The organism is Lewinella sp. W8, from assembly GCF_004375085.3.
Classification (GTDB): Bacteria; Bacteroidota; Bacteroidia; order Chitinophagales; family Saprospiraceae; genus Neolewinella.
In genome coordinates, this window is sequence record NZ_SNAQ03000049.1 from 1 (window position 1) to 1,418 (window position 1,418).

Consider the following 1,418-nt stretch of genomic DNA (forward strand, 5'->3'; position numbering starts at 1 on the left):
GCTCCTCCGAGGTGCTATGATAAAAACCAAGTAAAGTGAGAAGTTTTTTACCTTGAGGGATCAAAAAGCCGCTCAGTTTACTGAGTGAGCTACTGTAGGCGGACTGAGAGGTTCGCCTACTTCATTTTGGATCCTTAGCCGGTGAACTTTCTCGTTATACGGTTGCCTTGATTTGTACACACCATAGGCCACTTTAAGGAGCTGTCGTAAAGTAGCGGCCACTGCTTTGGCTTTGACGCCGTGCTTTTCTAAGTGTCGGTGATAAGTCTGGCTGAAGACGGTATCCTTGGCGCATGCTCCGATGGCCGACATGTAAGGCGCTGATCGGAGGTGACTATTTCCCCGTTTAGACAATCTTCCTTTTCCGTTGATAGAAGAACCTGACATTTTCTCGACGATGTCCAAACCAGCGTATTTGATCAGCTGGCTACGGCTTTCGAAAAGGGCAAAGCCTCCCGTTTCGGCCAGGATTATACAAGCGGTCAGCCACCCGATGTGGGGTATCGAAGTAAGCAACTTAACGTTTTCGTTGAGCTGATGGTCCTCTTGTCTCATTTGGGCAATATCTTGTTCAATCCCCTCGATTTGATTTTCGTAAAGTGCAATCTGTTCCTGGAGTCGATCAATGGTCCTGCTGGATGGGTGACGACTCTTCTTTACGGCGTGCAGTTGATTGAGCGCCATTGTTTTGTGTTTGGTAAGTCGCTGACGCTCACGGGTGTATTCCCGAAGTTGACGCATGGATGGGCTTGCCGGACGCCAGCAATCTGGGGAATGAGTGGCAGCATAAGCGGCAATTAATTTGGCATCAATGGCATCCGTTTTCGAGAATTGGTTGAGGCTCCGGGCAAAGTGTTTGATCCGGTTGGGAAGTACGATGCTGACCGCCATATCCGCCTCGAAGAGCGTATAGGCCAGTTGTTCATGGTAGCGCCCAGTAGCTTCCATAGTGAAGCGTACTTCGGTATTCAGCTGATTACGTTTGCCAACCCAATCGATGAACGAAGCAATACCCTTGGCTGAATTCTTGAAACGTCGCTGTCCCGCTTTTTTAACGGACCGATCCGAAAACAAATATTGCAGGTAGGCATCAAAGTGATCCTGAGAAATATCGATGCCGGCGTTGAGAACGATGACTTGCATAAGGGAAACTTAAGCGTAAACGAAAAAATCAAAGAACTTCCGTCGTCTTGCCTCATAGCTTTATCGTTTCTAGTCACGTCAATGCGACTGAATTAAGTGCTATTGTGACTCTAAAAGCCTTCTAACCAGAGCGTCCTTCCTCGGTAGAGATACGGGTGAGGACACTCACCGTAATTCCGTCGCGTGAACTGCATCTGGCTAGAAGTAAGATCGTAAATAATGGTCAGCTAAACCACCTTTACCAATCCTGATGCTAACATATGAGCCGTCGAGTG

The 1,418-nt window shown here is 48.0% G+C and carries 1 protein-coding gene; it reads right to left on the reverse strand.

Translation table 11 applies throughout. From position 1 onward, the window contains the following. Nucleotides 1-72 precede the first annotated feature (72 nt). Complete coding sequence (locus E1J53_RS23785; protein WP_134274846.1) at nucleotides 73-1,143, reverse strand: IS110 family transposase; 1,071 nt, start codon at nucleotides 1,141-1,143, stop codon at nucleotides 73-75. Nucleotides 1,144-1,418 lie beyond the last annotated feature (275 nt).

Excerpts from the sequence above, each read along its gene's own strand:
- E1J53_RS23785 (WP_134274846.1), bottom strand. The coding sequence starts at position 1,143 with ATGCAAGTCATCGTTCTCAACGCCGGCATCGATATTTCTCAGGATCAC.